The 26,880-nt window shown below is 62.9% G+C and carries 23 protein-coding genes, 1 tRNA gene and 1 pseudogene; 17 read left to right on the top strand and 8 right to left on the bottom strand.

What is annotated here, in order from left to right; all coding sequences use genetic code 11:
- From GSQ88_RS12970 to GSQ88_RS12955, 4 genes are all read left to right on the top strand, one after another.
- The coding region (locus GSQ88_RS12970) for a sensor histidine kinase (protein WP_159008150.1) at positions 1–896 on the top strand (896 nt) is incomplete at its 5' end.
- Positions 897–1,062: 166 nt separating this feature from the next.
- Positions 1,063–2,838: an EAL domain-containing protein gene (locus tag GSQ88_RS12965; protein ID WP_159008149.1), complete on the top strand. Its 1,776-nt coding sequence runs from the start codon at positions 1,063–1,065 to the stop codon at positions 2,836–2,838.
- A gap of 165 nt (positions 2,839–3,003) precedes the next feature.
- Entirely contained in the window at positions 3,004–3,408 is a 405-nt protein-coding gene (locus GSQ88_RS12960) for a YccF domain-containing protein (protein ID WP_159008148.1), read from the top strand.
- Between the two features lie 73 nt (positions 3,409–3,481).
- Positions 3,482–3,558 (top strand) — tRNA-Arg (locus GSQ88_RS12955).
- Between the two features lie 173 nt (positions 3,559–3,731).
- Here the strand turns inward: GSQ88_RS12955 and GSQ88_RS12950 are convergent.
- Positions 3,732–4,070, bottom strand: coding sequence for a hypothetical protein (locus GSQ88_RS12950; RefSeq protein WP_159008147.1), 339 nt, complete (start codon positions 4,068–4,070; stop codon positions 3,732–3,734).
- 459 nt (positions 4,071–4,529) lie between these two features.
- Here GSQ88_RS12950 and GSQ88_RS12945 point away from each other — a divergent pair, with 459 nt between their 5' ends.
- Complete coding sequence (locus GSQ88_RS12945; RefSeq protein ID WP_246735263.1) at positions 4,530–7,193, top strand: autotransporter outer membrane beta-barrel domain-containing protein; 2,664 nt, start codon at positions 4,530–4,532, stop codon at positions 7,191–7,193.
- A gap of 318 nt (positions 7,194–7,511) precedes the next feature.
- Here the strand turns inward: GSQ88_RS12945 and GSQ88_RS36085 are convergent.
- Positions 7,512–7,598, bottom strand: a pseudogene (locus GSQ88_RS36085) (helix-turn-helix domain-containing protein); the annotation flags it as partial.
- 177 nt (positions 7,599–7,775) lie between these two features.
- Between GSQ88_RS36085 and GSQ88_RS12940 the strand changes: the two are divergent.
- Positions 7,776–8,585: a hypothetical protein gene (locus GSQ88_RS12940; protein ID WP_159008145.1), complete on the top strand. Its 810-nt coding sequence runs from the start codon at positions 7,776–7,778 to the stop codon at positions 8,583–8,585.
- Between the two features lie 315 nt (positions 8,586–8,900).
- On the opposite strand, the gene GSQ88_RS12935 is transcribed toward GSQ88_RS12940, so the two are convergent.
- Complete coding sequence (locus GSQ88_RS12935; protein WP_159008144.1) at positions 8,901–9,575, bottom strand: hypothetical protein; 675 nt, start codon at positions 9,573–9,575, stop codon at positions 8,901–8,903.
- Positions 9,576–10,124: 549 nt separating this feature from the next.
- Here GSQ88_RS12935 and GSQ88_RS12930 point away from each other — a divergent pair.
- The 7 genes from GSQ88_RS12930 to GSQ88_RS12900 all read left to right on the top strand — a co-directional run bounded on the left by GSQ88_RS12930 (position 10,125) and on the right by GSQ88_RS12900 (position 17,130).
- Entirely contained in the window at positions 10,125–10,355 is a 231-nt protein-coding gene (locus GSQ88_RS12930) for a hypothetical protein (protein ID WP_159008266.1), read from the top strand.
- On the top strand, positions 10,352–10,645 hold the full coding sequence (locus GSQ88_RS12925; protein ID WP_159008143.1) for a type II toxin-antitoxin system RelE/ParE family toxin: 294 nt from the start codon (positions 10,352–10,354) through the stop codon (positions 10,643–10,645). The genes GSQ88_RS12930 and GSQ88_RS12925 overlap by 4 nt, the downstream gene beginning before the upstream one ends.
- Positions 10,646–10,993: 348 nt before the next feature.
- Complete coding sequence (locus tag GSQ88_RS12920) at positions 10,994–12,991, top strand: DEAD/DEAH box helicase (RefSeq protein ID WP_502706728.1); 1,998 nt, start codon at positions 10,994–10,996, stop codon at positions 12,989–12,991.
- 78 nt (positions 12,992–13,069) lie between these two features.
- Positions 13,070–14,200 carry an 8-amino-7-oxononanoate synthase gene (locus GSQ88_RS12915; protein WP_159008141.1) on the top strand — a complete coding sequence of 377 codons (1,131 nt, stop codon included), beginning with the start codon at positions 13,070–13,072 and terminating at the stop codon, positions 14,198–14,200.
- A complete protein-coding gene (gene bioD, locus GSQ88_RS12910) occupies positions 14,197–14,838 on the top strand; it encodes a dethiobiotin synthase (RefSeq protein ID WP_159008140.1) in 642 nt (213 codons plus the stop codon). Before GSQ88_RS12915 ends, bioD begins: the two co-directional genes overlap by 4 nt.
- Positions 14,835–16,085 carry an adenosylmethionine--8-amino-7-oxononanoate transaminase gene (locus GSQ88_RS12905; protein ID WP_159008139.1) on the top strand — a complete coding sequence of 417 codons (1,251 nt, stop codon included), beginning with the start codon at positions 14,835–14,837 and terminating at the stop codon, positions 16,083–16,085. Before bioD ends, GSQ88_RS12905 begins: the two co-directional genes overlap by 4 nt.
- Before the next feature lie 376 nt (positions 16,086–16,461).
- Positions 16,462–17,130 (top strand): hypothetical protein, encoded by a 669-nt coding sequence (locus GSQ88_RS12900; RefSeq protein ID WP_159008265.1) that lies wholly within the window; start codon positions 16,462–16,464, stop codon positions 17,128–17,130.
- Between the two features lie 85 nt (positions 17,131–17,215).
- Here the strand turns inward: GSQ88_RS12900 and GSQ88_RS12895 are convergent, their stop codons facing one another.
- The gene (locus GSQ88_RS12895) at positions 17,216–18,931 is read right to left on the bottom strand and encodes a methyl-accepting chemotaxis protein (RefSeq protein WP_159008138.1); all 1,716 of its coding nucleotides are present in this window, start codon (positions 18,929–18,931) and stop codon (positions 17,216–17,218) included.
- A 297-nt stretch (positions 18,932–19,228) separates the two neighbouring features.
- Between GSQ88_RS12895 and GSQ88_RS12890 the strand changes: the two genes are divergently transcribed.
- Positions 19,229–19,606, top strand: a complete 378-nt coding sequence (locus tag GSQ88_RS12890) for a hypothetical protein (RefSeq protein WP_159008137.1) — start codon at positions 19,229–19,231, stop codon at positions 19,604–19,606.
- A gap of 97 nt (positions 19,607–19,703) precedes the next feature.
- Here the strand turns inward: GSQ88_RS12890 and GSQ88_RS12885 are convergent, their stop codons facing one another.
- The 3 genes from GSQ88_RS12885 to GSQ88_RS12875 form a co-directional block, all read right to left on the bottom strand.
- Positions 19,704–20,816, bottom strand: coding sequence for an acyltransferase family protein (locus tag GSQ88_RS12885; RefSeq protein WP_159008136.1), 1,113 nt, complete (start codon positions 20,814–20,816; stop codon positions 19,704–19,706).
- Between the two features lie 81 nt (positions 20,817–20,897).
- Complete coding sequence (locus GSQ88_RS12880) at positions 20,898–21,716, bottom strand: Cof-type HAD-IIB family hydrolase (protein WP_159008135.1); 819 nt, start codon at positions 21,714–21,716, stop codon at positions 20,898–20,900.
- Between the two features lie 154 nt (positions 21,717–21,870).
- Positions 21,871–24,279, bottom strand: coding sequence for a glucan 1,4-alpha-glucosidase (locus GSQ88_RS12875; RefSeq protein WP_502706727.1), 2,409 nt, complete (start codon positions 24,277–24,279; stop codon positions 21,871–21,873).
- A 264-nt stretch (positions 24,280–24,543) separates the two neighbouring features.
- Between GSQ88_RS12875 and GSQ88_RS12870 the strand changes: the two genes are divergently transcribed.
- From GSQ88_RS12870 to GSQ88_RS12860, 3 genes are all read left to right on the top strand, one after another.
- Positions 24,544–24,732 carry a hypothetical protein gene (locus GSQ88_RS12870; protein WP_159008133.1) on the top strand — a complete coding sequence of 63 codons (189 nt, stop codon included), beginning with the start codon at positions 24,544–24,546 and terminating at the stop codon, positions 24,730–24,732.
- A 137-nt stretch (positions 24,733–24,869) separates the two neighbouring features.
- Complete coding sequence (locus GSQ88_RS12865; protein WP_159008132.1) at positions 24,870–26,099, top strand: MFS transporter; 1,230 nt, start codon at positions 24,870–24,872, stop codon at positions 26,097–26,099.
- Positions 26,100–26,175: 76 nt separating this feature from the next.
- Positions 26,176–26,472, top strand: a complete 297-nt coding sequence (locus tag GSQ88_RS12860) for a hypothetical protein (RefSeq protein ID WP_159008131.1) — start codon at positions 26,176–26,178, stop codon at positions 26,470–26,472.
- Between the two features lie 89 nt (positions 26,473–26,561).
- On the opposite strand, the gene GSQ88_RS12855 is transcribed toward GSQ88_RS12860, so the two are convergent.
- Entirely contained in the window at positions 26,562–26,849 is a 288-nt protein-coding gene (locus GSQ88_RS12855) for a DUF3551 domain-containing protein (protein ID WP_159008130.1), read from the bottom strand.
- Between the last annotated feature and the right edge of the window lie 31 nt (positions 26,850–26,880).

Below are 26,880 nucleotides of genomic sequence, written 5' to 3'. Positions count from 1 at the left end.
TTGCCGCTTTCTGCCTCGTACTGGCGACGCTGGCGCGGTGGTGTCTCTCGCTGATCCGGCCGGACGTGTTTTTTACGCCGTATTTTCCCGCCGTGTTCTTCGCCGCCGCGTTCGGCGGCCTGCGGATCGGGATCGCGACGGCGCTGATCGGCGGCTCGCTGGGCATCGGCCTCAATTTCAACGGCACCTCGATCGATCCCGCAAGGATCGTGCTGTTTATGATCTTTCTGCTGGTATGCGGCCTCACGCTATGGGGCATCGAGCACTATCGGGTGGTCGCCATCCGCCACCGGGATATCGCCAAGCGCCTGATCCAGGAGGAGGAATATCGCAAGCTCGTGGTCGACGAGCTTCAGCACCGGTTGAAAAACAAATTGTCGACGGTTCACGCCGTTCTGCATCAGGTCTTGCAGGATCAGCCTGCGGTCTGGGCCACGATCGATGGTCGGCTACGCGCGCTGTCGGCGACCGATGATCTGATCGCCAGGGTCGATGGAAGCGGTTGCGACATCAAGGATTTGCTGCTTTCCGAACTCGGGCCGTACGGGCACGTCCGCTTTACTTTGAACGGCGATCCATTGTTTCTTCCGGCCAAACTGGCCGTCAGCCTTGCCCTGATATTCCACGAACTTGCAACCAATGCCGGCAAGTACGGCGCATTCTCCGCCGCGCGCGGGCTATTGCAGGTGTCCTGGACGATGTCGGACGATCGGCTCAGCATTATCTGGGACGAGACCGAAGGCCCGGCGGTCGGGCCGGTCGGTCAGGCCGGTTTTGGTACCAAACTGCTGAACTCCGCGCTCAGGCCGTTCGATGGCAAGACCGAGATCTCCTACCTCAAGACCGGAATCCATTGCACGATGCAATGCCGCGTTCCCAAGGGTGATGTGCGCTAGACGGTAGCTGCCTGCCGCATCCTCAACGGATTCTGATCCGCCATTGACACTCTGTTAATGACACAAGCCGCGGACCGTATCCAAACCGACAGCGACCCGTCGTTGTCACGTGTTTCTTGACGTGACTTAACCAAAACTAAGAGAGAGTCCGGCAAGCTCGGCAGCCATGCAAAGCCGTTTCAATCTCGATCCGCAGACTGCCGCGACGGAAGGTGCGCATGAGCGCGCCGCCGACGGCGAGCTCGGCATGTTGCGGGATATTTTCAGGCTGCTGCCCAGCGGTGTCACTGTTCAGGACGAACAAGGCCACTTCCTGCTGGTCAATGACGCCGCGGCGGCGCAGCTTGGAATTACCGCAGCCGCGCCTTCGCATTCGAAGGAACTGGACCATCGCCGTGAAACCGGCATCGAGGTGCTGCGTTCCGGCCGCCCCGCGATTGTCGAGGAGAGCGTCGGCCACGGACAGCTCAAGCAGGTCCTGCACACGACCCATCGGCCGGTCCGGATCGCGGACCGTGACCTGCTGCTGTCAAGTTCCTCCGACATCAGCGAATTGAAGGCCGTCGAGGATCAGTTATTCCGTTCGGCCTATTACGATGAGCTGACCAGCCTGCCGACGCGGCGCGTGATCGAACATCGCGCCAACAGCCTGCTTCGTGGCGAGGCTCAAGCGAGCTTCGCGCTGGCCTTTCTCGACATCGACAATTTCAAGTATATCAACGACTATTACGGCCACGGCGCCGGCGACACCCTGCTGATCGAGGTCGCAAAGCGGCTGGGGCTGGATTTGCGCGACTCCGACATGCTGTCGCGGATCAGCGGCGATGAGTTCCTGCTGCTGCTCAATCCGATCCAGAGCGCGCAGGAAGTCGCGGAATATATTCACTTCACGCTGCACCGGCTGAAGGCGCCGTTCTTCATCGACGGCTCTGAAATATTCGCATCGACCTCGATCGGGGTCAGCCTGTATCCGGAGCATGGCCGCAGCTACGAGCAATTGCGCCAGAACGCCGACATCGCGATGTACCGGGTCAAGAGCGACGGCAAGGGCGCCGCGTTGTTCTTCGACGCCAGCATGGAACGCGAGGCGCAGGCCCGCATGCAGGTCGAGCAGTCGCTGCGGCTCGCGATCCTGGAAAAGCGCTTTTGCTGCGCCTTCCAGGCCAAGGTCGACATCCGGACCCAGGACATCAAGGGCATCGAGGCGCTGGTGCGGCTGCGCGACGACGAGGGGGTGATCCAGGCTCCCGGCACCTTCATCAATCTCGCCGTGGAACTCGGCTTGATCGACGAGTTAACCCATCTGGTGCTGGCCGAGATCGTGCGATCGATCGACCTCATCAACGATACCTTCGGCCCGAATACCAGTATCAGCATGAACGTCGCGGCCAAGCAGGCCGGCAATCCGGAATTCATGCGTTCGCTGGCGCAGGCGCTGGAGGCAACCGGCTATCCGCAGCGCTTCATGATCGAGGTGACGGAAGACGCCTTCGTCGCCAAGAGCCATTTCCAGAGCGAAATCCTGCCGATCTTCCGCAAGCTCGGGGTCGGAATCTCGATCGACGATTTCGGCATCGGCTATTCTTCGCTGTCGGCGCTGGCCGATATTACCGCCGACGAGATCAAGATCGACCGCTCCTTCATCACCGACATCCACAAACGTCCGCGCAGCCAGGGCATCCTGCGGGCGATCGAATCGCTCAGCGAAGCGCTCGGCATGACCGTGATCGCGGAAGGCATCGAATCCTTCGAGGAACTGGCTTATTTGCAGGCCGCGACCAAGATCCGCTACGCGCAAGGGTACTATTTTTCTCGGCCGGTGTTTCTTGAAGAGCTCAAGCCGGTGGCTCAGATCCTCAGCGAAAGCCGCGTCGGTTCGGCCAACCGGCCGCGCGAACAGGCCCGCCCGGGCATGTCGCGGGGCGAGCGTTATCGCCGCTGAACATTGCCGCGAGCCGACACGCGCTATTTCGACAAGTCCCGCCTAATTCTCCAGCCAGATTATGGGTATGGAGATTTCGTTCAATGGGCTATAATTCCGCATCGCGCCGCGGCTGCAAAGCCTCTTGAAATCCTTCTTCAGAGAAGTCTCTTTATAGGTCTTGGCATGCCCGCCGTTTCGATATTGCTGAACATCCTCTGGATCCTGGTCGGCGGCGCCTGGATGGCGTTGGGCTGGGTGATCGCAGCCGTCATCATGGCGATCACGATCATCGGCCTGCCCTGGGCAAGGGCGGCGTTCAACATCGCCGTCTACACCCTGCTGCCGTTCGGCCAGAAGGCCGTCAGCCGCGAACTCGTCACCGGCCAGCACGATACCGGCACCGGTCCGCTCGGCCTGATCGGCAATTTGATCTGGCTGGTGCTGGCAGGCTGGTGGCTGGCGCTGGGGCACCTCGTGACCGCGGTCGTGCTCGCGGTGACCATCGTCGGCATCCCCTTTGCCTGGGCCCATCTGAAGCTCGCAGGCATCGCGCTGTGGCCGATCGGCAAGGTGATCGTTCCGGCTTGAGGGCAGACCCTCGAATAGCCGTTCTGTAGCCGTTCTTGCCGTGGCCCGGCCAATCGGCTAAATGATCCCCAATGCACCCGTAGCTCAGCTGGATAGAGCGTTGCCCTCCGAAGGCAAAGGTCACACGTTCGAATCGTGTCGGGTGCGCCAGTTTGTTGCGGCGAAGGCCTCGTTGGCATATGCGCTCAGGCAGGGTGTTCCGCTGTCACGCCGGGTCGCCGCGGCTGCCGCCAAAAATATCGAAAACAACCCCATGCAAAGTAGCCGTCGGTCGCCGGAACCGACGCTTTGAGCCGATACTTGACAGGTCGAGGTCGGGCAAATCAGCAGCACTGCTTCATCATCGCAAAATCCGTTAACGCGACCGCGGGTGCGCAACGGCGGCTGTTCGGTGTGAGGTCAGGCGAAACGCCCTCTCCCATGATCGGACGCTGCGCTGTGACAGCCTCAATGTATTGATGATCATATTCCGCGCGGGTACCGTTGAGGACGAACTGCCGACGGAAGTCGAAGGCAGCCACCAAGTGAAAGTTCTTCCTGCGAGCCGCGCTGTCAGCCTCCAGGCGCAGGTGAGCGGCGGGGCCGTCGTCGTCGAGCCGTGATCCACAATAGTTTGGTGCACTGTCACCGTAATTCCCGACTAACGCCGACCAAAATGCCATCCAAGCCTTTGACATTGAAGCCGAGGACGGAAGCGGGTCACCGCGGAAGCGCTGAGACGTGGTGTAGGAAGTGGCCGTTTGTGTCCGCGCCTCCGGGCTCCACCTCGATTAGTTCACCGCTAGTCGAGTTCGTGAAAGCCCGCAGTTCGGTCTTATGCAGCTGCCACTCGGCGACTTGAAGCATCCTCGTGAGCCTCAAAAAGTGATGACGGTCAGCGTCGTCGTCGTGAACATCGATTTTTACGAAATGCGATAGCAGAGTTACCGAAAAGCAACAGGCCGGAACCATCCGCGGCACGGTTCCAATTGCCGTAACCTGCACTACCGGATTACTGATAACCTCCGCCTTTAGACAGGGGGCGTCGGGTGAGCATTTGGAAGGTGCGGACGGTCCGACGGTGGACGATGCGGTCCCGCCGCGTGCCGCGAGTTGCGCGAGCTTTCGCGCTGGCGGCGATCATGCTGCCGGCCGCCACATCGGCGTGGGCCGACTGCACACCGGCTTCAGCAGATAACGTCATCGCGACGTGCACCGGCACCACCACCAATCAAGGCGGCGGCGCACCCGGCACCAGTGTCGGCAACAACGGCTATGGCACCGGCGCAGAGACCGGCATCACCGTCAACCTGACCTCCGGCACGATTACAGGCACCAGCAACGGCATTTTTATCCAGAGCGGTACGGTGACCAACTCCGGCAGCATTGCCGGCGGCCAGGGGATTACCGCCAACGGCACAGTGACCGTAACCAACAATGCCGGCGCAACCATCTCAGGTAGTCTCGGAATTAACGCCAGCGGCACAGTGACCGTGACCAACTCCGGCAGCATTGTCGGCGGAGGTTTTGCCAACATTGATTCCTTCGGCGGCAACGTGATCTTGATCAACAACGCGGGCGCCGAGGTTTCGGGCGGCTTTTTCGGTGTTATTAGCGGCGGCGGCGGTGGGGGCACGTCGGTGGTCAATGCCGGCACTATCAGCGCCGGCTCGCGCGCGATCCAGTTCGATGGCACCGGCAACACGGTGACGAACAATGCGGGTGGAATCCTCACGGGTGGGGAACTCGCGATTTGGTCCCTTGGCAGCGGCACAAAAGTCTTCAATGCCGGCACCATTAGCGGGCCCACGGCAATCGAGTTCGTCGGCGGTAACAACGAGCTGACGAACAATGCAGGCGGCAGCATCACGGGGACGCAAGTCGGAATTAGTGCCTTGGCTGGCGGCTCAAACGTATTCAACGCCGGCACCATCAGCGGCGCCACCGCAATCCAGTTCGCCGGTGTTGGCAACACCCTTACGCTGGCGCCAGGCTCCGTCATCACGGGCAACGTGCTCGGCACCGGCAACGACACCTTCCAGCTCGGCGGCAGCGGTGCCGCCACGTTCGATGTCTCGCAGCTTGGCGCAGCCGCGCAGTACGGGGGCTTCGGCACCTTCAACAAGATCGACGGGTCGACCTGGACACTGACAGGCAACAGCACTTTCGCCGGTCCCGTCAACGTCAATGGCGGCACCCTCTCCGTCAACGGCGACATTTCCTCGGCGAGCAGCCTCACCGTGAACGCTGGCGGCACGCTCGGCGGCAACGGCATCGTCGGCAACACCACCATCAATGGCGGCACGCTCGCGCCCGGCAACTCGATCGGACTGCTCACCGTGAACGGCAATCTCGCCTTCACGGCAGCGTCGACCTACATGGTGGAGGTGTCCTCAACCACCGCCGACCGCACCAATGTCACGGGCACGGCCACGCTCGGCGGCGCAACTGTCAACGCCGTGGTCGGCGGCGGAACAGTGAGCAACCAGCGCTACACCATTCTCAACGCCACCGGAGGCGTCGTTGGCACCTTCAATTCCGCCGTGATGACCCTGCCCTATCTGCGCGGCAACTTGAGCTATGACGCCAACGACGCCTACCTTAACTTCACGCTGAACTATGGCTCCGGCCTCAATACCAACCAGCAGAACGTCGCCAACGCGCTGACCGGCTTCTTCAACGGCGGCGGCGGCCTTCCCGCGGCTTTCGCAAGCCTGACGCCGGCAGGATTGACGCAAATCTCGGGTGAGACTGCCACGGGCGTTCAGCAAACCACGTTCGACGCCATGACGATGTTCATGGGCGTGCTCACCGATCCGTTCATGGGGCGCAATGGCGGCATCGGCACACCGGGTAGCGCGTCGCACTTCGCGGAAGAGGATCAGGCAAGCGCCTACGCAGCCCGCAAGCGCACCGATGCCTTCTCAATGTTCACCAAGGCGCCGCCGAGTTTTGAACAGCGCTGGAGCGTATGGACGGCAGGCTTTGGCGGCTCGCAGACCACCAGCGGCAATGCGGCGCTTGGCTCGAACGACACCACGAGCCGCATCGCGGCCGGCGCAGTCGGCGCCGACTATCTGTTCTCGCCTTCGACCGTTGCCGGCTTCGCCCTCGCCGGCGGCGGCACCAATTTCTCGGTGGCCAATGGCGGCAGCGGCCGCTCCGACCTGTTCCAGGCCGGCGCCTATGTGCGGCACGTCGAGGGAGCCGCCTACATCTCCGCGGCGCTGGCCTATGGCTGGCAGGACATCACCACCGACCGCATCGTCAGCGTCGCCGGCTTCGATCATTTGCGTGCCGAATTCAACGCCAATGCCTGGTCCGGACGCGTTGAGGGCGGTTATCGCTTCGTGGCGCCCTGGAGCGGTGGCGTCGGCATTACCCCCTACGCGGCGGCGCAAGTCACCACGTTCGATCTGCCGGCCTATGCCGAGCAGGTCATCTCGGGCACGCCGGCCTTCGCGCTCGGCTATGCCGCCAAGAGCATCACCGACACGCGCAGCGAATTGGGCATTCGCACCGACAGATCCTTCGCGATGGCAAATGGCGTTCTCGTCCTGCGAAGCCGCATCGCCTGGGCACACGACTTCGATCCGGACCGTTCCATCGGTGCCACCTTCCAGACGCTGCCGGGCGCATCCTTCGTCGTCAACGGCGCGGCGCAGGCGCACGACTCCGCGTTGACTACGGCTTCGCTTGAAATGAAATGGCTCAACGGCTGGTCGACGGCAGCAACCTTCGAGGGCGAGTTCTCGAACGTGACCGAGAGCTACGCGGGGAAGGGCGTAGTGCGCTACGCGTGGTGATCCCGCCACGCGTAGCCTTTAGCTGACCCGCACCGCTCGCCTTGTGCTCATGGAGCATCGGCGCGTTGATCGCCTCGATGTAGATCCGGCCGTCCTTGTGCGTTGGCTGGAACGCGAACGCCAGCTCCATGATCTTGCGCGCGGCTACGGGCGGGATTGGCGTAGGGGCGGGGCTCGACGAACTTCATGCCGCGATCCGGTCTTCCTTGTCGGCCCCGCGCATGACGATCCTCAACGGGTCATCAGGCAGCGGCCGTTGCAGGGCTTTCGCTTCATCCCAGGGCGCGCGCATCCAGACATCGCGCTCTTCGTTAGTCGTTAGGACGCGCTTGGTCCCGTGGGCCGACGTCGCCTCTGCTCCCAATTTCGCAACGTTCGAACTGGAACATGGATGACGCGCGCAAAGTCTTCTTGCGTCGGGCCTCCGGGGTAGCTGGCCCGGTGGTGCTAATCGTGCGTGTGTTAATGGGCGTCATCAAGGATACGCCAACGAGGCAGCGCATTAGCGAAAGGCGATGCTTGTCACGTGGAGTGCGCTACTGTTAGCCCGTTCCGTCGCGGGCTGCCGTGGAGCATTAGAATATGTTCGAGACCTTTGGAGCCGTCTGGTCGGTCGCTATAATTCAATTGTCAGAGGCGAAGTGGTTGTGGGTAGACCTTTGGTCCCGAGCACAAATTGGGCATCCTCAAACTGAGCTTGTGCCGTTGGAGCGACCAAGAGTTGAGGCCGCAACGGGCCATGCTCTGATGCAGATGCGCAAGGCATGCATCCTAACTGACTTGGAAGCCGTGCTGCCGGAACTGGATCGGCTGGAAAAGACGATTTGGCCTGCCAGCCCGGACACGCCAGCGACGGGTGCGGACGGTGTCGCGACGGCCATTACGCATTTTCTTTCGCGTGTTCAGGACGAACTCAAAGCACAGTATTTCTTTCATCTCGACCAACGAGACGTTCCTTTCTTTGTCAACGAGCAGCCGTTCGGGCCACAAGTTGCGGAGAAGTTCGAGCGAGCCAACGAGGATATCGCGGAAGCGGGCAAATGCTTGGCTTTACAGCGTCCCACTGCCTGCGTATTTCATCTGATGAGAGCTATGGAGTCAGCGGTTCAGAGGCTCGGTAAGCGACTGAAGGTCCAAATCGACGTGAAAGTAGAAACTTGGCACCAAATCATGCTTCACGTGAACAAGAGCATTGAACAGTTGCCCTCTAAGACGCCACCGCAGAAGCGGAAGAAAGCGCTCTATGCTGAGTGCTCGGCACACCTGCAAAGCGTGCGATTAGCGTGGCGCAATGAAGTGATGCACCCGAAGCAAACCTATACTCGTCAAGAAGCGCTGGACATTTTCAACGCCACGCGGGCTTTCATGAGTTCAATCGCGCCACTCGTCTAAGCTTCAACCGAACGTAACCGGTGTTCCAGAAATTGGAGAGTTTTGACCAACGGGGATCGTCCGATAGCGAAGCCCCAAGAAGGACGATAGCTCAGCCGTTGAAAGTGGTCACAAGAGGTGGTACGAACCGTACAGCAGCAACGCTGATTTTCGCTGATTTTTCAATGTGAAGGCTGGGTATCCGTCGCCTCGTGTCGGGCGCGCCACTTCCGGGATTCGCGGTTGCGTAGATAACAACTCGCGGCAGAAATACTTGCCATACTTTCTTCGCGCAGTCCGAACCGTCCCAGCGAACGCCGCTGCAACACCATCCGCTCAGCCTGCGTCTTTCTCGAGTTCTGTCGGACACGCATAGAGCCCTATGCGGTCCGGCCACGCTTCGGGGTGCGCGTGGAACGCCGTTTTCATCGGTGTGTCGGTCCGATTGACGTCGGCGGCGCACATCACGCGCGGCCCGTCGTCGCCAACGGCCGCTGCACTCTGCGGACGAACGATGCAGGTGTGGCCGGGAACCTGATGCAGCGTTCCGTCGGGCTTCGTGACCGGCGGCGCCTTGTAGACGCCGACGACGAGCCGCCCCAAATTAGCGGCATCGACGGCGGCCTTGAGCGCTCCGGCGTCCCCGGTCGAGCCAAGCGCGACCCAGCCTGAGGCCGCGGCCGTGGGGCCGGGGTACGTCGCCTCGCCCGCGAGCCAGGCGGCCTGCGCGTTGGCGAGCAGTTCCTGGCTGTGGTTTTTAGGCCGCAAGAGGTAGATGTCGAGCATGAGGCCGACCGCGGCGATGAAGGCGCTGCAATGCGTCTCGGCCTCGGGACCCTGGCCTTCGGGAGCGTTCTGCTGCCCGGTCTGCCAGACGACGCGATGATGGTGGATCCAGCGGGTCGTCAGCGGTAGAGCGTCCAGGAACTCGGTTAGCCGAGGCCCGCCGGCCGGCGTGTAACCCGGCGCCGTGCCTGCGTCGCCTTGCGCCGTGATGGGATCGTCGGACATTTCTTTCCTCCGCTCTGGTTTGATTCCGCCATGCCATAGCGCCGCTTCATCGGGAGCCGGTGAGGACGCCCGTCTAGCGAATGGCTGTGGACCCGCCCGGAACGAATCGGCGCCGCACTCTGCAACGCGCGCCCGATCCGGCGTTTTTGCCTGTCTCATTGTTCTTGCCGGCTATATTCTTGCCGACTATGCGAAAATTGCTTGTTGTGGCGTTCGTGCCGTAAATTGCGAGACCGGTGGCGCCCCGGATCAGGAAAAATCTCGAGAAGTCTACTTCTGCGCGGCAATATAGAAAGTGAGATTTCCCACAGTCTGCTTGAATTTTCGCGCCGAACTCCAGACCTGAGGGGCTCGACGAAGCGCTGAGATTCATTTGAGTGCTAATGAGCGCCCATGTTGGCGAGCGTCCGAGAGCGCTGCGGCTGGAGTTCAGGAAACGCCGCTTGTCGCACATTCCCGCGGCGCCGTGCGATCCGGGAGGATGCCCAGCCGCTCCCCCGCGGCAGCCAACTCCTCGACTTCGACGTCTCCCAATCCTATATTGTGGCCATGACAAAGCTCCTTGATGAAGCAGTGGAGGCCGTGCGTCGCCTGCCGTCAGACGATCAGGATGACATTGCGCGCGCCATCATGCAGCTTGCAGGGTCCGACCTTGCCGCGCCGGTTGTCCTTTCGCCTGAAGAGCGCGAGGCCATTGCCCGCTCCAAGGCCACCGCCAGCCGAGGTGAATTCGCAACCGACCAACAGGTGCAGGCCGTGTGGGCCAAGCACGGCCTATGAGGCTGCGTTATACGCTTCCCGCGCTCGCCGATCTTGCATCGATTCTGGATTACATCGCTGACCGCTCTCCGCGGGGAGCCGCGCGCATCCATACCCGAATTCGCGCGGTCACCGATTTGCTCGTGCGCTATCCGCTGGCTGGCGCGAGGACCGACGATCCCACCATTCGGCGCATCACGACGACGCCGTATCCATATCTCCTCTTCTACGAAGCGACCGACGCAGAAATCATCATTCACGCGGTGCGCCACGGCGCGCGCAATCCTTCCGACAAGGTGCGATCAGAGTGAGCCATCAGCGGTATCCGGCAAGATTTGGCCCCGGCGGCGGAGAATTGGTTGCGGCATCATAGCGCCACTGGAAGCAATGGTGCCCATCTTCACCTGCCCGGGTGCGCCAAATTACACGCATTCCGGACCAAATAGCGCCCAATCGCGGCTTTGAGGCCCAGTCCAGCCGATCCTGCATGAGGGACAAGCGGTGGCGTTTTGGGCGCTGATGGCTTAAAGAGCCCCATCCCACTTAAATTCGTCGGGTCACGCGGCTGTGCATGTTTTGGGCATGCGAGCTTCGATTTCGAGAGCCATTCGATATTTCCTGGCTAAACACCAACCAAGATCGGCCATTTCGTGACATTCATGCCCACAAGTCCGCCGCTCGCCCGAGCCCTGGCGGAGCGCAATTACGACCAGCCGACGCCGGTCCAGACCGCCGTGCTGGCCGGCGACGCCGAAGGCCGCGACCTGCTGGTTTCGGCGCAAACCGGCTCGGGCAAGACCGTCGCTTATGGGCTCGCGATCGCCAAGGATCTGTTGGGTGATTCCGAGCGGTTCGCGCGCGGGGCTGCGCCGCTGGCCTTGATCGTCGCGCCGACCCGCGAACTCGCGCTTCAAGTGCATCGCGAGCTGGCATGGCTCTACCAATATGCCGATGCGCGGGTGGTTTCCTGCGTCGGCGGCATGGATCCGCGGCGCGAACAACGTGAGCTGGCCGAAGGCGCGCATATCGTGGTCGGCACGCCGGGACGGCTGTGCGATCATCTGCGGCGCGGCCGGCTCGATGTCTCGGAATTGAAGGCCGTGGTGCTCGACGAGGCCGACGAAATGCTCGACCTCGGCTTTCGCGAGGATATGGAGTTCATCCTCAAGACCACACCGGCCAGCCGCCGCACGCTGTTGTTCTCGGCGACATTGCCGCGCGGCATCGTCGCGCTGGCCAAGCAATATCAGCAACAGGCGTTTCGCGTCGACGTCGCGGGCGATGAAGGCGGCCACGCCGACATCGAATACCGCGCCATCCGCATCGCGCCCGGTGATGTCGAGCACGGCGTCGTCAACGTGCTGCGCTTCTTTGAATCGCCGAGCACGATCGTATTCTGCAACACGCGCAATGCCGTCAATCATTTGCAGACGGCGCTGTTGGAGCGCGGTTTCTCCGTGGTCGCGCTGTCGGGCGAATTGACCCAGAACGAGCGCACCCAGGCTCTGCAGGCGTTGCGCGATGGCCGCGCCCGCGTCTGCGTCGCCACCGACGTCGCGGCACGCGGCATCGATCTGCCCAACCTCGACCTCGTCATTCACGCCGACCTGCCGAATGATGCGGAGGTGATGCAACATCGCTCCGGCCGTACCGGCCGTGCCGGCCGCAAGGGCGTCAGCGTGCTTTTGGTCGTGCCGGCGCGACGGCGGCGCGCGGAATTGCTGCTCAATCTGGCGGGCATTGATGCGATCTGGGGCAAAGCGCCGGGCGCCGATGAAATCCGCAAGCTCGACCAGGAGCGCATGCTGCAGGATACCCTGTTTTCGGAAGCCAACACCGAGGAAGACATGGTGCTGGCGCGGGCGATGCTCGCCGAGCGATCGCCGGAGGATATTGCCGCGGCGCTGGCGCGGCTTTATCGCGCGCGGCTGCCTTCGCCCGAGGACATGCTCGAGCCCGAGCAAGGCCATGGCCGCTCGCGCGAGGAGCGCGGCCCGCGCAAGGACAGCCGGCCCGCGCGCGATGACAATCGCGACGCGCGACCGCCATCGAAACACAAGAAATCGTCGCGCGACGGCATGGCGGAGGGCAGCGTGTGGTTTCGCGCCGCGATCGGCAAACGGAAGAACGCCGAAGCGCGCTGGCTGCTGCCGATGATCTGCCGCCGCGGCGGCATCGAGAAACAAAGCATCGGCGCCATCCGCATCCACGACACCACAACCGAATTCGAAATTTCCGCTGCGGTCGCCGACTCCTTTGCCGCCCAGGTCAAACGACCCGACAAGGAAGACAACATCCGCATCGAATTGATGAGCGACGCGCCGGCGAGCCCAGCCGCGTTTGCCAAGCCGTCATCGCCGAAGCCGTCTTCCCCGAAGTCTTGGGACGGACCCAAGCACAAAGGCAAGGAGACCGGCCGCGACGCGCGTCACAACGACAGGCCGCGCGAGGAACGAGACTCCAGGCCGCACGGCAAGCCTCATCGCGAGGGCGGCCATCAATTTGACAAGGAATCTGGTCCCAAGAAGAAAGCAGAACACAGGACGGAACCGGGGAATTGGCTCGACACTATTGAACGACCGCGGCATCCCGGCGCATCGCCCGGGAAACCGGCCTTCAAGAAGAAGAAGCCCAAGAAAAAGGATCGCCGCGACTGACCACGGCTCACGGCGCGGTCTCACGGCAAATCCGTACGACGGCGCCGGGTGGCCGTTTGAGAAATTCCGGAAGTGACCATGCTTGAAATGTTTGAAAAGGATCTGCTGGGACTAGCCCAACAAGGCAGATTGCGCGCGCTGCGCGGCCGCGCGGGAGCGGATTTTACCTCGAACGATTATCTCGGGATGGCCGAATCCGATGAGCTGAGGCGCGCGGCCGCAGCCGCGATCGCGCGCGGCGTGCCGGTGGGGTCGGGCGGATCACGGCTGTTGCGGGGCAATCACCCCGAGCATGAAGCGCTCGAGCAGGAAGCCGCGGCCTATTTCGGCGCCGAGACCGCGCTCTATTTCGGCGGCGGCTACGTCGCCAACCTCGCGATCTTCTCGACGCTGCCGCAACGTGGCGACCTCGTGGTCCACGATGAACTGATCCATGCCAGCGTCCATGAAGGCCTGCGCCGCGGCCGCGCCGAGACGCTGAGCATTCCTCACAACAATATCGATGCCTCCGATACGGCGATCGTTCGCTGGCGCGCCAAGGGTGGGAAAGGCCGGCCGTGGATCTCGGTCGAGAGCCTCTACAGCATGGATGGCGACAGCCCCGATCTCGCGGCACTATTGACGGTCGCCGATCGCCACGAGGCGATGCTGGTGATCGACGAGGCGCACGCGACCGGCGTACTCGGGCCGCACGGCCGCGGGCTCGCCGCCGGCTTCGAAGGCCGCGACAACGTCATCACCTTGCATACCTGCGGCAAGGCGCTCGGCACCGTCGGCGGATTCATCCTGGCGCCGCGTATCATTCGCGACTTCCTGGTCAATCGCGCCCGGCCCTTTATCTTTGCGACCGCGCCCTCGCCCTTGATCGCCGCGATCACCCGCACCGCCCTCGAAATATCCCGGACCAATCCGGAGCGCCGCGAGCAGCTTGCCCGGCTGGTGCGATTTGCCGGCACTGAGCTTCGCCGCCGTTGCGGGATTGAAGGCTCGGGCACGCATATCCTGCCTGTGATCATCGGCTCCGATCAGGCCGCCGTCGACGTCGCCGCCGCGCTGCAACGCCGCGGCTTTGACATCAGGGCGATCCGGCCGCCGACCGTGCCGGAGGGAACGGCGCGGCTGCGTATCGCGCTGACGACGGCGGTCGATCAGGCAACCGTGGCCGCTCTGTTCGAAGCGCTCGCCGAGGACATGCGAGCGGCGGCATGAACCAGCGCCTCGTGGTCGTCGGTACCGATACCGGTGTCGGAAAAACAACCTTCGCCGCAGCGCTCGCGGGCGCGCTGGATGGCGTCTACTGGAAGCCCGTGCAGGCCGGCGATCTCGACCAAACCGACGCTGACACCGTGCGGCGGCTCTCGGGCCTTGCGCCCCAACAAATATTGCCGGAGGCCTATCGGCTGAAGACGCCGGCGTCGCCGCATCTCGCCGCCGAGATCGACGGCATCACGATCGATCCCGAGATGCTGGTGTTGCCGGAGTGCGATCGGCCACTGATCGTTGAAGGCGCCGGCGGCCTGCTGGTGCCCCTGACGCGCGAGATCACCTATATCGACATCATCGCGCGCTGGAAGATTCCCTCGGTGCTGTGTGCCCGGACCACGCTCGGCACGATCAATCATTCCTTGCTGTCGATCGAGGCGCTGCGTGCCCGCGGCATCCCGCTCGTCGGCATCGCGTTCATCGGTGACGAGAACGTCGAATCCGAACGCATCATCGTCGACATGGGGCGAACCAGGCGGCTCGGACGTCTGCCGCATCTGACACCCTTGACCCACGCCGCGCTGCGAGACGCCTTCATCAACCACTTCAGCGTCACCGATTTTCGCAAGGACGACGCGTCGTGAGTTCCAAATCCGCGGTATGGCATCCCTTTACGCAGCATGCGGTGCAGCCTGAGGCGATACTCGTCGACGGAGCCGAGGGCGCCTGGCTGCACGCGCCGGATGGTCGCCGCATCTTCGACGCGGTGTCGTCCTGGTGGGTGGTGACCCATGGCCATCGTCATCCGCACATCGTGCAGGCGATCAAGAACCAGATCGATCGTCTCGATCAGGTGATCTTCGCCGGCTTCACGCATCCGCCGGCGGAAACCCTGGCGCGGCAGCTCGTCGCGATCACGCCGCCAGAACTGGAATATGTCTTCTTCTCGGACAGCGGATCGACCTCGGTCGAGGTGGCGCTGAAAATGGCACTCGGCTTCTGGCGCCATCGCGGCGAAAACCGCAGCCGCATTCTGGCGCTGCAAGGCGCCTATCACGGCGATACCATCGGCGGCATGTCGGTCGGCGAACGCGGCGTGTTCAATGCGCCCTATGATTCCCTGCTGTTCGACGTCGAGCGGCTGCCATTTCCGTACCCCGGATCGGAACAGGCGACGCTCGAGGCGTTGAAAGCCGCATGCCGGAGCGGCGGGATCGCCGCCCTGATTGTCGAGCCCTTGATTCTCGGCGCCGGCGGCATGCTGATCTATCCGCCCTGGGTTCTCTCGGAAATGAAGCAGATCTGCCGGGCCCACAATGTGCTGTTCATCGCCGACGAGGTGATGACCGGGTGGGGCCGCACCGGCACGCTGTTCGCGTGCGAGCAGGCCGACGTCACGCCCGATATCGCCTGCTACTCCAAGGGGCTGACCGGCGGTTCGCTACCTCTGGCGGTGACGCTGTGCCGCGCCGATATTTTCGAGGCGCATTTTTCCACCGACCGCAGCCGGACCTTCTTTCATTCAAGTTCGTATACCGCCAATCCCGTCGCCTGTGCCGCGGCGGTCGCCAACCTGGAAATCTGGCAGCGCGAGCCGGTGAAGGCGCGCATCGACCGCATCGCCGCCACGCATGCCAGGCGGCTGGATCGGTTTCGCGACGACCGGCGCTTTGCCAATGTCCGCCAGATCGGGACCATCGCGGCGTTCGACATCGTGACGTCGGATGCCGGCTATCTCGCCACCATCGGGCCACAGCTCTACAAGGATTTCCTGGCGCGGGATGTGCTGATCCGGCCGCTCGGCAACACGATCTATCTCATGCCGCCCTATTGCAGCAGCGATCGCGAGCTCGACGCGGTGTACGACGCCATTGAAGGCGTCGTCGCCTAGCAAGCATCGGCTGCGGCCACCCTTCGAGACGCGGCCGAGGCTGCTGCTCGGGATGGCGGTCGTGGCGTGTTAGCTCGCCACGCACACCATCGTCATCCTGAGGTGCGCGCCATCTTTGGCGCGCCTCGAAGGATGGTGTTCAACTCTGTGCTTGTAGCCATCCTTCGAGGCTCGCAAGAGCTCGCACCTCAGGATGACGGCTGAGTTAGCTTCACATCCTCTCAGGATGACGCTGAATATGCTGGATATGTTAGCTAACGTGTCGGCAGCGGCTGTAGACATATCGAGAAACAAATATGCAACACGCGATCAAGAACTGATTAACCATACCACATTACAACCAGTTCATCTTTTCTGGCGGACTGGGAGCCACCTAATGACGTCGATCTCGGGTGTTGGATCTAATTCATACAGCCCTCTTCAATTACTTCAGTCCGAACTCCAATCGGAAGTGTCGGCCGGCACGGTAAGCTCAAGCGATGCGACGGCGCTGTCGTCCGCGCTGACCAGCATCAACAGCTCGCTTTCCGCCGGCCAGCAATCCTCTTCGTCCAGCGACAGCTCCAGTTCGACCAGCGACAGCAGCTCCGGACCGGGCGACATCAAATCCAAGATCGACGATCTGATCTCGGCCCAGGTTTCCAGCGGTGCATTGACCAGCGACCAGGCGACCGAACTGCAAAACCTTTTCGCCAACACATTCGCTGGCGGCCAGGGCGGTCAAGGCGGCCCCGGTGGCGCGGGCGGACCGCCGCCCGGCCCTCCGCCTTCCGGCGGAGCGTCGTCGGCGGACGGCTCGTCCTCGACCGGCACCGGGTTTTCCATCAGCGACCTGCTCTCTGAAGCGAGTTCTTCCTCTTCGACCAGCAGTTCGTCATCGACCGACAGCTCGTCCTCGAGCAGCGACAGCTCGACGAGCAATGTGCTTCAGGACTTTTTGAAACTGCTGCAGGATGCTCAGTCGTCGAGCTCCGGCTACGGCGCGGCCGGCACGGCGGCAGCGCAGAGTTCACTCAGCGCCTTGCTGGTCAATTATCAGACCTGAAATTCGCCCCATCCATAACACTAAAGCCGCCCCGTAACCCGGGGCGGCTTTTTTGTGTGGGACCGCAACGACGCGCCGTCGCGCCTCATGCGGCGCGGACGGTGTCCATGAACTTGCCGACTTCACGCTTCAGCCGGCTGCTCTCCTTTGAGAGCGACTGCGCGGCGGAGAGTACCTGCGATGACGCCGCACCGGTTTCGGAAACCCCGCGCTGAACGTCGGTGAGATCGGCAGCCCCTTGCGAGGTGCCTTCCGCGGCGCGCTGCACGTTGCGTGAGATTTCCTGGGTGGCGGCGCCCTGTTCTTCGACGGCCGATGCGATCGTCGAGGAGATTTCCGAGATCCGGCCGATGGTCGCCCCGATTTCCTTGATCGCGACCACGGAATCCGCGGTCGCCGACTGGATATCGGCGATTTGCTGACCGATCTCGCCGGTGGCTTTCGCGGTCTGCTCGGCCAGCGTCTTCACCTCGGCGGCGACCACGGCAAAGCCGCGGCCGGCCTCGCCGGCGCGGGCCGCCTCGATGGTCGCATTGAGCGCCAAGAGATTGGTTTGCCCCGCGATGGTCTTGATGAGATCGACCACATCGCCGATCCTTGCCGCCGCCTGCGACAACTGGCTGATGCGTGCATCGGTCTTTTGCGCCTGTTCGACCGCCTCGCTGGCAATGCGCGCGGAGGCGTCGACCTGGCGGCTGATTTCGACCACCGACGACGCCAGTTCCTCGCTCGCCGCGGCCACCGAGTGCACGCTCGCGGACGCATCACTCGACGCGTTGGCGGCGCGATGGCTGACTTTTTGAACGGTATCGGCGGTTTTGCTCAGGGTACCGGCCGATGCTTCGAGCTGGTTCGCCGCCGACGACACCAGCGTGATGATCTCGCCGACCTCGCTCTCGAACTGGTTGGCGAGTTGATTCATATCGGTCTTGCGCTGCTGCGCCTGGCGGCTCTCGACCGCCATTTGCTCCTCGCGCAACCGATTGGTTTCGATCATGGCGTCGCGGAACACGCCGACCGTGCGCGCCATCTGACCGATCTCGTCGGACCGATCCGCATCGGCGACGGGCGCATCGAGTTCGCCTGCGCTCAGCGAGGCCATGCGATCCCGAAGGCCGGTCAGCGGCTTGACGACACTGCGCGTGATCGCCCAGGCGATCGCGATCGACAGCAGCATCAAGAGCGCAATGACGACCGAAGCGGTCCGCACCATCGACCAGAACGAGGTATCGATCGCCGATATGTACTGCGCGGTTCCGATCATCAGATGCCACGGTGCGAAACCCCGCCCCCATGCAACCTTGTCGAGCGGCGTCGGATCGGTGCTGCTGCGCAGGAACGTATAGCGAATGCTGGAGCCGGCCCCGCCCTGGCGCGCGATATCGATCAGCATGGAGGCAAAGGGCAGCCCGTTGGCATCCTTGATCGGGCGCATGTCCTTGCCGAACAAAGTCGGAACGCCGGGATTGGCGACGCAGATGCCGGTCTCGGTGTCGTAGATGAAGACGTAATTGGTGTGCCCTTCGTACCAGAGCGAACTGGCGACCGCGTAGAACCGCGTCTTGGCTTCCTCCTCGGTCATCTTGCCCGCGGCAGCCGCCTGCTGAAAGCCGTCGGCGATCTGCCAGACCGCGTCGACGATCGCCTGCGCCTTCTCGGTGCGCTCCGATATCAACTGGTTGCGCGCAACCAGCAGCACGGAGGTCGCGACCAGCGCCATGCAGATGGCGCCGACAGTGGTCAGGGCGGCGAGCTTCGCCGCGATCGAGCGGTTCGAAAACAGGTTGAGCAGCTTTGACATCGGGATCCGTCCAGTGCGCGGCGCCGAGGGCGCCGTCCGGGCAATGTGTGGTAACACGCTAAACTAGGACGCGAATCGTTAACATCCGATTCAGTTTTGCGGCCATCCGGCAAAAATGCGCCCCGCGCGGGTTAACGCACTCGCGACGATACGAGGGTGTCGCGTCAACGCCCGTTAGCGATGTTCGTCAAGGTAAACAGCCGACTCAAGTTGACGCGTGCACGCCTCGGGTTAGATGATTACCGCAGCGGGGCTGCGTAGCAGCCTCGAAGCCCACTCGAGCCAGCAGGTATATTCATGTCCCGCGTTATTGCCGCGCTTATCGCCACCACCCTCGTCGCCGCCGCGATCCCGACCGCCGCTTTTGCCGGCTGCTATAGCTGCTACGTGCCGCCGCAGCCGTGCGGCACCTGCTATCAGGAACAGTACGTTCGCCCGCAATACCGCGCCGTCGAGCAGACCGTGATGGTGTCTCCCGGCCGCACGATCGCCCACCGCACGCCGGCGCAATATCAGACCGTGATGGTCCCGAAGACCGTGATGGTCGCGCCCGAAGGCGTTGCCTACGAAGAAGTGCCGCCGCAATACGCAACGCAGCAGCATGTCGAGATGGTGTCCCCCGGCTACAGCTACTACGCGCCGGTGCGGCCGCGTTGCGGCGGCTGCGGTTACTGAGCCTCGATTTCCGATCAGTCAACGCGTCCGGGCTTTTTTGAATGCCCGGACGCTTGAGCTGACGCGCATAGCCCGACCCGGGGCGGCGCGACGCGATCTACCGTGCGGATTGAACAGGTTCCGATGCCGGCGCGGCTTGCCCGTTGAGGCGCTTGCCCCATTCGATCGCCCGCACTTCAATCAAACGCCACGATAGCCAGGCGGCCGGCGCCGTCAGCAGGATCGCCACCAGGGTGGTGAGTACCGTGACGACAGACACCGGCATTCCCGCGGCATACAGTTCGAACGGATGCAGAAGCCGGATGGCGAAGCTGACGCCCAACAGATGCAGCAGATAGAAGCTGTAGGAAATCGCACCGAAGAACCTCGCCAACCTGGTGTCGAGAAGCCTGAACAGCGGCGCCGCCGGTTGCCAGACCACCAATATGACGAAGGTCGCCGCGGCGAGGCACTCCAGCAGCGCGACGATCGCCGACTGGTGTCTCGATCCGCAAATGCAGAACACTATCACGGACAGCGCCGCGACCGGCGTCGTCCAGTTCCGACCGATCGCCGACGCCACGCGCTCGCCGCGAAAATGAACCAGGCAACCGACGACGAAGGCGTGCATCGGCGTCAAATTGGTGAAGCCTCCGAGCAGATGCACATATTGGCCGAAGAACGAAAGCACGAACAGCACCGCGATCAACGCCCATAGCGTCCCTTCGCCGCGGTTCTTGAACAGCCACACGCTGGCCAGGATCAACGGCGTCGCCGCGCATTCGACCGTCATCGACCACATCGGCACATTGATGTCGGATTTGATCATCAGCATGTTGAGGATCAAATTGCCGGGCGCGAAATCCCCTTCGTTGCCGACGTAAATTCCGAACTTCCAGTGCAGCAACGCCAACAGAGCGACGATGGCAACCGCGGCTGGAAACAGCCGAAAGACCCGGTTGCGGACAAACCGAAACGGATCGGGGTTGGCGTCCAGCGAGCGCGCCAGCACAAAGCCGCTGATGACGAAGAAGGCCACCACGGCGCCGGTGCCATTGGCGGCAGCAGAAAAGACATCGTAGACGACACGGTCGATCCAGCCATCCGGCGCGCTCGCCGACATCACCGGCGCGACGTGATAGCCGACCACGGTAAGCGCTGCGACGCCGCGCAGGGATTCGATGCGCGGCAGAAATCTGGTGGATGAGCGGGGAGCGGCGACGTCTGACATGGTTCGCTTGGTAGCATCCCGGACCGGCCGCGAACAGGATTTGTCAGGATCGCCTGCGATCGGTCCCCGCGGAAATCTCGCTTAACCGGCCTTCAGAATGAATTTTCGCACCGCCTTGGCGAAGCCTTCGTCCTGATTGCTGTCGGTCACCGCTGATGCCTGCGACTTGACCTCGTCGCTGGCGTTACCCATGGCGATCGAGAAACCGCTTTTGCGGAACATCAGGACGTCATTGGGCATGTCGCCGATGGTCGCGATCTCCTCTGGAGAAATATTATCCAGTCTGGCCAGCGTCAGCACCACCGCGCCCTTGTTGGCGTTGGGGTGGGTGACATCGAGATAATAAGGCTGCGAGCGCGCGGCGCTGGCCCGCTCGCCCAGTTTTTGCTGCGCCAGTTTCTCGCACGACGCGACCTTATCGAGGTCATCGGAGACGCCGACGATCTTGACCGCGTCTTTCAGATCCGCCGCCGTGAATTCGCTCACGACCCTGGCGTCGAATTTCACCGTCCACGCCTCGCGCGCCACGTGCGGCGCCTTGGCGTCGCGGATCAGCCATTCGGTTTCGGTGTAGAGCCAGACGTCGAGGCCCTGATCGAGGATCAGTTGCAGGGTCTCGCGGGCGACCGCCGCATCGAGCAGATGGCTTTCGATCACCGACAAATCGGGATTGACGAACACGCCGCCGTTAAACCCCGCGATCGCGCCTTCGAGCTTGAGCGGCGCGATCAGCATGCTCATGCCGCGCGGCGGGCGGCCGCTGGTCAGTGCCAGCGTAATACCCGCCTCGCGCAATTCGCGCGCCGCGGCCACCGCCTGCTCGGTCAGCGTCTTGTCCTGGGTCACCAGCGTGCCGTCGACATCCGCCAGCAGCAATTTTATGTTCCGATTGTTGCTCATCTGTTCAATCCATCCGGTCAAGCGTGCGCCAACCTGGCATCAGGCCGTCCTAGAGCGGGATGACTTATCCCGCTCTATCTATTTATTTGAGCATGATCTCCGGGCAAACGTTTTGCGTTTGTCCCGAGGGAAAACCGGTATCCACTTTTCCGGATCATGCTCTAGCAACCGCGACCTCGAAATCGGCGCCTTGCCAGCGGTTTTGCCCGGGCCAGAACATCGTAAAGCGAACAACGCTTCCGGCGGCCAGAGGTTCGGTCGGCAGATCTAGGACATGAATCCCAAGGCCGGTCGCGACCGTCGGGCTGTCGGCCATCGTGGTCCAGTTGTCGGTCGACCAATGGACCCGGGCCTCGTCGGGGAATTCCAGCCGCAGCACGCGGCCGGGCGCGATGCCATCGATCGTTGCGGTGAGTTGCCAGATCAAGTGCGCCGGTGGCGGCGTGTTCTTGATATAGCGGTTGAACGTCTGCGGCGGCATGTCGAACACCGCATTATCGCGCAGCGAGCGCAGCAGCTTGATGTGTTCGGCGTGCGCCCACACCAGTGGCATCGCGCTGCCGGAAGGCCGGCCGAGAAACAATTCCCGCCCCGGGATATCCTCGCCGTCCCAGATCTGCTCCGGGATCAGGCCGCCGGAACTGGCGGAGGCCTCCAGGGCCGCGAGCAGCCGCCGCGCCTCGTCGGGGCGGCCGGCGGCGATCTCATAATGCGCGCGCTCGCCGGTCAGCAGCGGCCACAACCGGCCAACGCCCACGCCATCGAACGGCGCGCCGTCGTCGTGCTCGCCATAGCCGTCGTTATTGTAGCGATACCAGTAGGAGCCCGTCGGCAGTTCGCGCCGCAGCAGCGCATCGATGGCTTTCACCGTATTGAGAATGCGCGGATCGGCGGCGGCGCGCAGGCCAAATCGCACCAGCGCCAGCGCGTCGGGGCTGATCAGGAGCCCGGCTTCGATCGCTTCATTGCCGTTCGCCCGGTTCTTGATCGGGATCAGCCCATGCGACCGCGCATGGGCGTCGCCGGAGGCATAACCGATGCGCATGTAATAGCCGTCGACGCCGAGCTTGCGCGAGATTTCGGTGTCCCGCGCATAGGCCCAATCGTCGATCTGTTCGTTCCAGCTATCGGCGGTTTCGGTCAGGTATTTCGCAATCGCGCTTTCGCCGGCGGCCGCCATCGCCTCGGCCGCGGCGAGCAGCGCCGAGATTTCGACCGCAATGGTAAAGGCGGAATAGCCGCCGTCCTCTTCCCAGCGATCCTGCTGGGTCGCGGGCCCGTTGCGTACCATATAGCCCGCGGCGCCGCGGATCATGCTGGTGTAGCGGACGCGATCCGCCGGCGGGATAGCACCCGCGCGCAGCAGCATGTCATACAGCAGGATCGGAAAGCCGGTCTCGTCGATCTGGATGCCGCCCCAATAGGGGCGGCCGTCGAGCCACGAGTTTTGCGACCAATGCCCGTCCGCTTCCTGGATCGCGACCAAATAATCGAGCACGGACTTCGCCGACGCCGTGGCGCCCGCAGCCAACAGACCACCCGCGGTTTCGACCAGGTCGCGCGGCCAGACCAGATGATAGCCGCCAAGATCGTCATCGCCTTTGGCATAGCCCCAGGGAATCGACAGGCTGGCGATAATGGCGCCCGAGGCCTCATCGCGATGCGTGGCCAGCACCGCCGTGCTGACGCGGTACCGGTTTAGTCCCTTGCCCAACCGCTGCGGATCGCCGATGTCATCGAGCGGCAGCAAATCGGCCTGCCTTTGCCGCCAGCCCTCGCAATAATGTTCGAGCACAGGCGCCAGCGGCTGTTGCACGCTGAGCTGCGCGCGCAATCCGGCTTCCTCCGGCAGCATGCCGAAGCCGATCGCAAGCACGGCGTGCCCGCCGGATGCCGCAAGATCGAGCGTGCCTGAAAGGGCGACGTTGCCATTTTCGGCGCGCTGCAATTCCTCTCGCAAGCCCTCGCCTTGCGAGAGGCTGTGCCAGCCATCGGAAATTCCGACATAGCCCGCCGAACGCGCCAGCCAAGGCACCGAGGATGCCACCGCGAGCGAGGTCCCCCTGCCCTCGGCGAACAACATCGGCTGTCCCTTGAAATTGCCGTACCAGCCGGTGTTGTCGGCACCGGCGTTGACCAGATGCGGGGCAACGATGGCATGAACCTGATAATCGGAGAGCGACCCCGCCAGCGCTTCGAAATGGATCTGCTGCAACACCACCTCGCGCAGCGGATCGGAGAACACCGTCTTGGAAATCCGGTAGCGGCCGTCGATCGCGGTGTTGACCAGCCGAAACGCGGGAACGCCGTCTTCGATCATCTCGACCGTTTGATGGGTGTCGCGCTTCTCTTCCGAAAAATAGCCGCGCGCGGTGACGATGAATCCGAAATCCCGGATGCAGGCGCTATCAAGCCGCGGCGCGTAGATCTCGTTGAGGATGCCGTGGCTGATCGTGAACCAGACCCGGCTTTCCGCGCGCGCAGCGGTGCCTACCGCGCTCTTGGCGCTCGATGTCCAGCGTGGCGGAATTCCATGCGATCCTGTGAGGTCGTTCAAACGCACCAACCCTGTTTTACAAACGGCTTTATTGGAAGCATCGGTATTAGAACCATTGGGAGCATGAGACTAGCAGCGCCCGGTTGGAAGCGTCCATCTCCAAAGCCGACGCTGCGGCTGCGCTGATGAACACGGCCTTTCACGATCCAATCACAATTTCACCACCCGATGCGGCCCGATACGATCAAGATCATGAAATCGTGATATCGTTCACATAACAATGAATCGCCCGTTCTTATTCTCGGCGCACCGCCATGAGAGGTGAAGCCGATGAACAGTTCGCGGACCCGTAAAGCGACCCTCCTCGCCATTGCCATGCTGGCCCTTGTCGGCGCCGCGGCATTTGCGTCGGTCGAATTGACCCGGCCAAGGCCGTTTGCCAGCGTGATGCTGAACGGCCCATGGCAATGCACCAGGACCGCGGGAATCCTCACCGTCTGCACCAAGAAGCCGGGCTGAGCCCAAGCGGGTTTTACCGCGCCGGTGAGCATCTGTCGCTGCAGGGCAGCGAGAACGCCTGTCGCGATCAGGCCCGCTATTCACCCGTCATATTCTGTGAGACATTACTGCGTCTCACAGCGTTTGGAGCGCTTGATATGGCGATTGCAGCATTGACGGGCTGGACCAGCGAACAAAAGCATGTCGTCGCGGCGAGCTTTCTTGGATGGTCGCTGGACGCGTTCGACTTCTTCCTGCTGGTGTTCGTGCTGAAGGACATCGCCACCGAGTTCCACACCGATATTTCAAACGTCACGCTGGCCATCCTGCTGACATTGGCCATGCGCCCGGTCGGCGCGTTCATTTTCGGCCGCGCCGCCGATCGCTGGGGCCGCCGGCCGACCTTGATGGTCGACATCCTCTTGTACTCGGTGCTCGAATTCGCGTCGGGCTTCGCGCCAAGCCTGACGGTGCTGATCATTCTGCGCGCGTTGTACGGCGTCGCGATGGGTGGCGAATGGGGCGTCGGCGCCTCGCTGACGATGGAAACCATTCCCCCGCATGCCCGCGGGTTCGTTTCGGGCCTGCTGCAATCGGGTTACCCGACCGGATATTTCATGGCGTCGATCGTCTATGGCGTGCTGTTCCCCTATATCGGATGGCGCGGCATGTTCATGGTCGGCGTGATCCCGGCACTGCTGGTGCTTTACATCCGGCGCAACGTGCCGGAATCGCCGAGCTGGAGCAAGGAAGTCGCGGTCGAACGCGGCGGCACGCTCGCGGTGCTGAAATCGCATTGGCGGCTCGGCATCTACGCCGTCGTGCTGATGACCGCGTTCAATTTCTTCAGCCACGGCACGCAGGACATCTACCCGACCTTCCTCCAGGTGCAACACGGCTTCTCGCCGCACGTCGTCAGCATCATCGCCGTGGTCTACAATATCGGCGCGATCATCGGCGGGATCCTGTTCGGCACGCTGTCGGAACGGTTCGGCCGGCGCCGCTGCATCATCATCTCGGCGCTGCTGACCTTGCCGGTGATCCCGCTATGGGCGTTTTCGGATAGCCCCGTGATGCTCGCGATCGGCGCCTTCCTGATGCAATTCACGGTGCAGGGCGCCTGGGGCGTGATTCCCGTCCATCTCAACGAATTGTCGCCGGACAATGCCCGCGCGACGTTTCCCGGCTTCGTCTACCAGCTCGGCAATCTGCTGGCGTCGGTCAACGCGACGCTGCAGGCCGGCATTGCCACCTATTTCGGCGGCAATTACGGCCTGGCGCTGGCCATCGTCGCCGGCACGGTTGCGATCGTGATCGCGGTGCTGACGGCGGTCGGCACCGAGGCCAAGGGGGTGGCGTTCTCCAAGGCCAAGCCGGCCGCGGCCTAAATTACAGAAGCGTGACGTGGGCGGCTGGGAACCTGGCCGGCTTCGATCAGTTGGAACGTCAAATGGAGGACCGGCCATGAACACAAGGATCCTGGCAATCGGTTGCGTCATTCTCTCGACACTGCTGCCGGCGGCGGCGTTTGGCCGCGGTGGCGGAGGCCACGGAGGAATGCACCACTCGTCTTCGACGACGGGCGGTGCCGCAGGTACCTCGCCAGCCGCGCCCGGAACCAATTCGCTGGGAACCGCGCTGTCATCTTCCGGCACCGGTGGCGCCACCAAGGGTGCCGCGCTCGGCAGCGGCGATCCGGCCGTCGACCAGGAAGACCGCAAGGCCGCCAAGATGATTTCGTCGATCTGCAGGGGCTGCTGACGAAAGAGGTCGCTGACGCGCGCCGTTCAGTCACGGCGATCGCGACAGATCAGCCTCAAGAGCCTGACCGATCATCGCGGGAGCCGGATTTAGTCGTTGTAGAAGCTGTCGTAGTCCGAATAGCGGTCCCGGTGATGCCAGCGCGGCTCCAGCGGTCGCCCGAGCGCGACGCGCGGATTGACGCCGCAATAGAGCCCTCGCCCGGAGGCGGCGGCCATGCAGGACTGCATGCTCACGTAAGAGCAATCGCCCGGAATTCCCCAGTCCTTGCCCTGGATGCAATAGGGATAATCGAACGCGGCGGCGGGACCCGCGCCGGCCATCATCGCGGCGCTCGCCGACAGCAAACCAAACAGTGCCAACATGGTGCGGCGCATCGTCATCTCCTCTGCGTGGGCCTTGTTCGTA

Source organism: Bradyrhizobium sp. S69, assembly GCF_009766005.1.
Lineage (GTDB): Bacteria > Pseudomonadota > Alphaproteobacteria > Rhizobiales > Xanthobacteraceae > Bradyrhizobium.
This window is presented reverse-complemented; position numbering and strand designations above follow the sequence as displayed.